Consider the following 8,442-nt stretch of genomic DNA (forward strand, 5'->3'; position numbering starts at 1 on the left):
GGTGGTTTGGAGCGGGTGCTGGTCTCGGCGGCCGAGCTGTTCGTCCGTGGGGTGAAGGTGGACTGGCGGCAGGTGCTGACCGGCGGTCGACGGGTCGACCTGCCGACGTATGCCTTCCAGCGTCAGAGGTTCTGGCCGGGTCCGAGGCAGGGTGGTGACGCTCGTGCGCTGGGGCAGGCGGCGACGGGGCATCCGTTGCTGGGGGCGGCGGTGGGGTTGGCCGACTCGGACGGTGTGCTGCTGACCGGGCGTCTGTCGCTCGCGTCGCATTCGTGGCTCGCCGATCACGCGGTGGCCGGTACGGCGCTGTTCGCCGGCACCGGGTTCCTTGAGCTGGCGATCCGGGCGGCGGACCAGGTCGGCTGCGACCGGGTGGAAGAACTCACCCTGGCCGCCCCGCTGGTGCTCGGTGCGGACGATGCCGTCACAGTCCAGGTGGTGGTGAGCGCACCCGACGAGACAGGCCGCAGGAACCTGACGATCTACGCCCGGTCGGCTGACGCGCTGGACCAGCCCTGGGTGCGGCACGCGACCGGCGTTCTCACCACGGGTGCTTCGCCTGCCGAGCCGTTCGATGTGGCGGTGTGGCCGCCGGCCGGCGCGTTCATGATCGAGCTGGACGGGCTGTATGAGGAGTTGGCGGAGGAGGGCTTGGGGTACGGTCCGGCGTTCCAGGGGTTGCGGGCGGCTTGGCGGGGTTCTGAGGGTGAGATCTTCGCTGAGGTGAGTCTGCCCGAGCAGGTCAGCGGGGCGGGTGCGTTCGGGTTGCATCCGGCGCTGCTGGACGCGGCGATGCATGCGGTGGGTTTCGCCGGGCTGGATGCGGTGGATCGTGGCCGGGTGCCGTTGTCGTGGGCTGAGGTGTGCCTGCACGCGTCCGGTGCTTCGGTGTTGCGGGTGCGGTTGGTGCGGTCGGGGGGCGATTCGGTGTCGCTGACGGCGGTGGATGGGGCGGGTGCGCCGGTGGTCTCGGCGGGGTCGGTGGTGGTGCGACCGGTTCCGGCTGACTGGCTCGCGGTTGTTTCCGCTGGTCGTGCTGCTGGGCGGGATGCGTTGTTCGGGGTGGAATGGGTTGCGGTGGGTGGTCTGCCGGTGGTTGAGCCGGTGCCGGTAGCGGTGCTGGGCGTGGACGCGTTGGGGGTCGCGGCGGCATTTGAGGCTGTTGGGGAGGTGGTCGGGGAGCCTGCGCCGGTGTATGCGGATCTGGTGTCGCTGGTGGAGGCGGGTCCGGTACCGGGTGTGGTGGTGGCACAGGTGGTGTCGGATCCTGCCGCGGGTGTGGTGGAGTCGGCGCATACCTTGACCACTCGCGTTCTGGGCCTGTTGCAGGGGTGGCTGGCCGATGACCGGTTGGCTGATTCCCGTCTGGTCGTCGTCACTCGGGGTGCGGTCGCGGCGGACGATGGTGAGACGGTCACTGATCTGGCGGCTGCGGCGGTGGGGGGGCTGGTTCGTAGCGCGCAGTCGGAGAATCCGGGCCGGTTCGTCCTGGTCGACGTGGATGTGGCCGGCGGGCACTCGGTCGCCCGCCGTGACGGCGGCGATGGTGTGGAGCTGGGCCGGTCGGTGCCGGCGGCCACGGTAGTGGCCTCGATGCTGGCTTCGGTGCTGGTGTCGGGTGAGCCGCAGGTGGCGGTCCGTGGGGGCGAGATGTTGGTGCCGCGGCTGGTACGGGCGATCGTGCGCGATGCCGCCTCCGATACCTCCGCGGATGTCACCGATGATGTCATCGCCGATGACGGTGGCCGGGTCTGGGATCCGGAGGGGACGGTGTTGATCACCGGTGGGACCGGTGGTCTGGGCGGGTTGTTCGCGCGGCATGTGGTGGCCGAGCGGGGGGTGCGGCGTCTGCTGCTGACCAGCCGGCGGGGCCTGGACGCGCCCGGCGCGGTGGAGTTGCGGGCGGAGCTGATCGCGCACGGTGCGGAGGTCGAGATCGTCGCGTGTGATGTGTCCGATCGGGAGCAGGTGGCGGGGCTGCTGGCCGGGGTGGATGCCGATCATCCGCTGACCGCGGTGGTTCACACCGCCGGTGTGCTGGCCGACGGCACGATTCCTTCGCTGACGGCGGAGGGCCTGGAGGCGGTGCTGCGTCCCAAGGCGGACGCCGCCTGGCATCTGCACGAGCTCACCCAGGACATGGATCTCGCCGGCTTTGTGGTGTTCTCCTCGTTCGCCGGGGTGATAGGCAACGCCGGGCAGGGCAACTACGCGGCGGCGAACACGTTCTTGGACGCGCTGGTTCAGTCGCGGCGTGCCGCGGGTCTTTCGGGTCTGTCACTGGCCTGGGCGCTGTGGGCGCAGGAGACCGGGATGAGCAGCTCGTTGAGCGAGATCGACCTGCGGCGGATGGCGCGGGCCGGGATGCCGGCGCTGTCGGCCGAGCAGGGGCTGGCCGCGTTCGAGACATGCCTCGCGTTGGATCGCCCGGTGGTGGCGGTGGCCCGACTGGATCTGTCGGTGTTGCGGGCGGTTCCCGAGGTGCCGCACCTGCTGCGAGGTCTGGTGCGCGCGGGCCGCCGCCTGGCCGCTTCCGCGTCGGCCGGCGGGGACGCGGAGTTGGTGCGGCGGCTGGCGGGGCTGGAGCAGGCCGAGCAGGTGCGGCTGGTACTCGAGCTGGTGCGGGCACAGGCCGCGGTGGTGCTGGGGCACGCGTCGGCGGAGACGGTCCAGGTGCGGCGGGAGTTCCGCGAGCTGGGCTTCGACTCCCTCACCGCCGTCGAGCTGCGTAACCGGCTCAATGCCGTCACCGGGTTGCGGCTGCCCGCGACACTGGTGTTCGACTATCCGACACCGACGGTGCTGGCGGAGTTCGTACTCTCGGAGCTGCTGGGCCGGCAGGACCTGGCCGTCATGCCGGGTGTGGTGGCCGGGCCGAGGGGGTCGGTGGCGGACGATCCGATCGTGATCGTGAGCATGAGCTGCAGGTTCCCCGGCGGGGTGGACTCTCCGGAGGATCTGTGGCGGTTGCTGGTCGACGGTGAGGACGCGATCTCGCCGGTCCCGGCCGATCGGGGCTGGGATCTGGGGATGCTGTCCGGGACGAGCCTCAATGTCCAGGGCGGGTTCCTGGCGGACGCGGTGGGATTTGACGCGGGCTTCTTCCGGATCTCGCCGCGTGAGGCGCTGGCGATGGACCCGCAGCAGCGGCTGCTGCTGGAGACGTCCTGGGAGGCGGTCGAGCGGGCGGGGATCGACCCGGCCTCGCTGAAGGGCAGCTCGACCGGCGTTTTCGTGGGTACCAGCGGCCAGGATTACGCGAGCCTGATCGTGAGTGCCCAGGCGGATGTGGGAGGTCATGGCGTCACGGGTCTGGCGGCCAGTGTGCTGTCGGGTCGCCTGTCCTACACGCTGGGGCTGGAGGGTCCGGCGGTGACGGTGGACACCGCCTGCTCGTCGTCGCTGGTGGCGTTGCACATGGCGGCGCAGGCGCTGCGTTCGGGTGAGTGTGATCTCGCGCTGGCCGGTGGAGTGACCGTGATGACCACCTCGCTGGGATTCATCGGTTTCAGCGCGCAGGGTGGGCTGTCGCCTGACGGCCGGTGCAAGGCGTTCTCCGACGCCGCGGACGGCACCAGCTGGGGCGAGGGCATCGGCGTGCTGATGCTGGAACGGCTGTCGGACGCGCGCCGCAACGGCCACGAGGTGCTCGCGGTCGTGCGTGGGTCCGCGGTGAACCAGGACGGTGCGTCCAATGGTCTGACGGCGCCGAACGGTCCGTCTCAGCAGCGGGTGATCCGCCAGGCGCTGGCCGGCGCCGGTTTGTCGCCGGTCGAGGTTGACGCGGTGGAGGCGCACGGTACCGGCACCCGGCTGGGTGACCCGATCGAGGCACAGGCACTGCTGGCCACCTACGGTCAGGAGCGGAACGAGGAACGGCCGCTTCTGCTCGGGGCCGTCAAGTCGAACATCGGTCACACCCAGGCGGCGGCCGGTGTGGCCGGTGTGATCAAGATGGTCATGGCGATGCGGCATGGGGTGCTGCCTCGGACGTTGCATGTGGACGCGCCGTCGTCGCATGTGGACTGGGCGTCGGGTGCGGTGGAGTTGCTGACCGAGGCGACGGAGTGGCCGAGGAACGGTCGTCCGCGTCGGGCGGGGGTGTCGTCGTTCGGCATCAGTGGCACCAACGCGCACGTGATCCTGGAGCAGGGGCCGGAGGCTCCGCCGATCGAGGCGGGAACGGCGGCGCCGGACGAGGCGCCGGCCGCGGGTGTGGTGCCGGTGCTGGTGTCGGCCCGTACGGCGGAGGCGTTGCGGGCGCAGGCCGGGCGGTTGGTCTCGCACCTGGAGGAAAGCGGTGCCGCGCTGGTCGATGTTGCGTTCTCGCTGGCCACGATGCGGTCGGCGTTCGAGCATCGGGCGGTGGTGCTGGCCGCCGACCGTGACGGTGCGCTGGCCGGGCTGGAGGCTCTGGCCGAGGACCGTTCGAGCGCGGGTGTGGTGCGCGGGGTGGCGGCGGAGCCGAGGCTCGCGGTGTTGTTCACCGGTCAGGGCAGCCAGCGGGCCGGGATGGGCCGGGAGCTGTACGGCCGTTTCCCGGTGTTCGCGACGGCGTTGGACGAGGTGCTCGCGGAGCTGGACCCGCTGCTGGAGGGGTCGCTGCGGGAGGTGCTGTTCGCCGAGCCGGGGTCGGCCGGGGCGGAGGCGCTGGATCGGACCGGGTGGGCGCAGCCGGCGCTGTTCGCGGTGGAGACGGCGCTGTTCCGGTTGGTGTCCTCGTGGGGGGTGCGGCCGGACGTGCTGGCCGGCCACTCGGTCGGGGAGATCACGGCGGCGCATGTGGCGGGGGTGTTGTCGCTGAGTGACGCGTGCGCGTTGGTGGCGGGTCGGGCGCGGTTGATGCAGGCGCTGCCGCAAGGTGGGGCGATGGTGTCGGTGCGGACCTCTGAGGAGGGGGTCGCAGAGCTGCTGGCCGGACGCGAGAACGAGGTGTCGATCGCGGCGGTGAACGGTCCGTCCTCGGTGGTGGTCTCCGGGGTGGAGGAGGCGGTGCTGGAAGTGGCCGCGGCTCTGGAGGAGCGTGGGGTTCGGACGCGGCGGTTGCGGGTGTCGCACGCCTTCCACTCGCCGCTGATGGACCCGATGCTGGCGGACTTCCGTGCCCTGGCGAGCAGGCTCACCTACGGCCCGCCGAGGATCCCGATCGTGTCCACCCTCACCGGGGAGCAGGCGACGGCCGAGCAGCTGGGCTCGCCGGACTACTGGGTGGAGCAGGTCCGAGGCGCGGTCCGCTTCGCCGACGGCGTCCGCACCCTGCACTCCCAGGGCGTGCGGGCCTATCTGGAGCTCGGCCCCGACGGCGTGCTGACCGCCATGGCCGCCGGCACGCTGGAGGCGGACGCGTACGGCGCTGACGCGGTGCTGGTACCGGCGCTGCGCAGGGATCGTGATGAGCACCTGGCGGTGTTGGCGGCGCTGGCCGAGCTGCACGCGAACGGGGTTCCGGTCGACTGGCGGGCGGTAATGCCGGGTGGACGCCGGGTCGACCTGCCCACCTATCCCTTCGAGCATCGGCGGTACTGGCCCGAGACCTCCGGTCCTCGCGTGGGGAACGTGGCGGCCGCGGGGCTCGCGTCCACGGGGCATCCGCTGCTGGGTGCGGCCGTGGGGCTGGCGGATTCGGATGGGGCGTTGTTGACGGGGCGCCTGTCGCTCGCGTCGCATGCGTGGCTGGCCGATCACGTGGTGGCGGGTTCGGCGGTGGTGCCGGGTTCGGCGTTCGTGGAGATGGCGATCCGGGCCGGTGACCAGGTCGGTTGCGACCTGGTGGAGGAGCTGGTCCTGGACGCGCCATTGGTGCTGGGTGCGGCTGACGCGGTCGCGGTGCAGGTGTGGGTGGGGGCCGCGGAGGAGTCGGGGCGCCGGACGGTGAGTGTGTACGGTCGTCCGGTCGCGGCCGATGACGCTCAGCCGTGGGTGCGGTACGCGACCGGCACGCTCGCGACCGGTGTCGCGGAGGTCGCGCCGTTCGACGTGGCGGTGTGGCCGCCGGCCGGGGCGTCCGTGATCGCGCTGGAGGGGCTGTACGAGGAGTTGGCCGAGGACGGGTTCGTCTACGGTCCGGTGTTCCAGGGGTTGCGGGCGGCGTGGCGGGGTGCTGATGGTGAGGTGTTCGCCGAGGTGGCGTTGCCCGAGCAGGCGGTTTCGGGGGCGGAGGCGTTCGGGGTGCATCCGGCGTTGCTGGATGCGGCGTTGCATGGGGTGGCGTTCGCGGGGCTGGGTGGTTCCGGTGGTGGTCTGTCGGCGTTCTCCTGGGGTGGGGTGTGCCTTCGGGCGGTCGGGGCGTCGGTGGTGCGGGTGCGGTTGGTGAAGGTGGGTGAGGACGCGGTGTCGTTGAGTGTGGTGGACGCGGCCGGGGAGGCGGTGGTGGCGGCGCGGTCGGTCGTGGTGCGGCCGGTTTCCGCTGAGCGGTTGGCGCTCTCCGATGGTGCGAGTGCGGGGGGGAGGCTGTTGTTCGGGGTTGAGTGGGTGTCGATGGGGGGTGTGGCGCAGGCGGGTCAGGTGCCGTCGACTCCGGTGGCGGTGCTGGGGGCGGACAGGTCGGGTGTCGCTTCGGCGTCGCAAGTGGCCGGGGAGGCGGGTGGCCTTCTGGTGCCGGTGCACGCGGAGCTGTCGTCGCTGGCGGAAGCGGGAGCGGTGCCGGCCGTTGTGATGATGGAGGCGCTTTCGGATCCGGAGGGCGGGGTGGTGGAGTCGGCGCACGCGCTCACCGCGCACGTCCTGAACCTGCTGCAGGAATGGCTCGCCGACGACCGGTTCGCCGATTCCCGTCTGGTGGTCCTCACCCGGGGCGCGGTCGCGGTGGGCGACGAGGAGGCGGCTACCGATCTGGCGGGTGCGGCGGTGGGGGGTCTGGTTCGTAGCGCCCAGGCGGAGAACCCCGGCCGGTTCGTCCTGCTCGACGTGGATGACCGGGAGACCTCGTTCGCGATCTTGTCTGACATCCTGTCCGAGGTTCCGGCCTCGGGCGAGCCGCAGGTGGCGGTGCGCGATGGTGAGGTGTGGGTGCCGCGCCTGGCGCGGGTGACGCCGGGATCCGACCTCGCCGATGACGGTGGCCGGGTCTGGGATCCGGAGGGGACGGTGTTGATCACCGGTGGGACCGGTGGTCTGGGCGGGTTGTTCGCGCGGCATGTGGTGGCCGAGCGGGGGGTGCGGCGTCTGCTGCTGACCAGCCGGCGGGGCCTGGACGCGCCCGGCGCGGTGGAGTTGCGGGCGGAGCTGATCGCGCACGGTGCGGAGGTCGAGATCGTCGCGTGTGATGTGTCCGATCGGGAGCAGGTGGCGGGGCTGCTGGCCGGGGTGGATGCCGATCATCCGCTGACGGCGGTGGTTCACACCGCCGGTGTGCTGGCCGACGGCACGATTCCTTCGCTGACGGTGGAAGGCCTGGAGGCGGTGCTGCGGCCGAAGGTGGACGCGGCCTGGCATCTGCACGAGCTCACCCAGGACCTGGATCTCGCGGCGTTCGTGCTGTTCTCCTCGATGGCAGGTGTCGTGGGAGCTCCAGGGCAGGGTAACTACGCGGCGGCGAACACCTTCTTGGACGCGCTGGCGGAGGCGCGCCAGGCCAAGGGGCTGGCGGCGTTGTCGCTGGCCTGGGGGGCCTGGGCGCAGGACGCGGGGATGACCGGCACACTGAGTGAGATCGAGATGCGGCGGATCAACCGGACAGGAATGCCTCCGCTGTCGGCCGAGCAGGGGCTGGCGATGTTCGAGACGGCCGCCGCGTCGGACCGTCCGATGGTGGTGGCGGTGCCGCTGGACCTGTCGGTGTTGCGGACGGTTCCCGAGGTGCCGCACCTGCTGCGAGGGCTGGTGCGCGCGGGCCGCCGGTCGGCGGTCGCCACCCAGACGGGCGGTGTCGCCGATGTCGTCGAGCGGCTGGCGGGGCTGGAGCAGGCCGAGCAGATTCAGCTGGTGCTCGAACTGGTGCGGGCACAGGCCGCAGTGGTGCTGGGGCACGCGTCGATGGACGCGATCCAGGCGGGACGGGAGTTCCGCGAGCTGGGCTTCGACTCCCTCACCACGGTGGAACTGCGCAACCGGCTCAACGCGGCGACGGGGCTGCGGCTGCCGGCGACCCTCGTCTTCGACTACCCCACCCCCGCCATCCTCGCCGAACACCTCCTGGCGGAAATCGCTCCGGGAGAGAGCAAGGCCACGGAGCTGTCACTACTGGCCGATCTCAACCGGTTCGAGACCGCTCTTTCCGATACCGCGCTCGACGAGCTCGCCAGGAACGGCATCGTCACCCGGTTGCGGCAGCTGCTGGCGAAGATGAGCGAGAGCGGCACGGAAACTAGTGAAATCGCTGTCACCGACATGCTCGAATCGGCGAGTACCAAGGACATCCTTGGCTTCATCGAAAGCGAACTGGGCCGCCTCAAAGACCTGTGATCTCCCGGCTCGTGCGCGAACACCCTGGAGGGCTTCTCC

1 protein-coding gene is annotated in these 8,442 nt (G+C 71.3%); it reads left to right on the forward strand.

The features are described from left to right. Positions 1-15: 15 nt before the first annotated feature. Complete coding sequence (locus AB0K21_RS43995; RefSeq protein WP_364159058.1) at positions 16-8,403, forward strand: SDR family NAD(P)-dependent oxidoreductase; 8,388 nt, start codon at positions 16-18, stop codon at positions 8,401-8,403. Positions 8,404-8,442: the final 39 nt, after the last annotated feature.

Source organism: Streptosporangium sp. NPDC049248 (assembly GCF_040678965.1).
In the GTDB taxonomy this organism is placed as follows: Bacteria; Actinomycetota; Actinomycetes; order Streptosporangiales; family Streptosporangiaceae; genus Streptosporangium; species Streptosporangium fukuiense.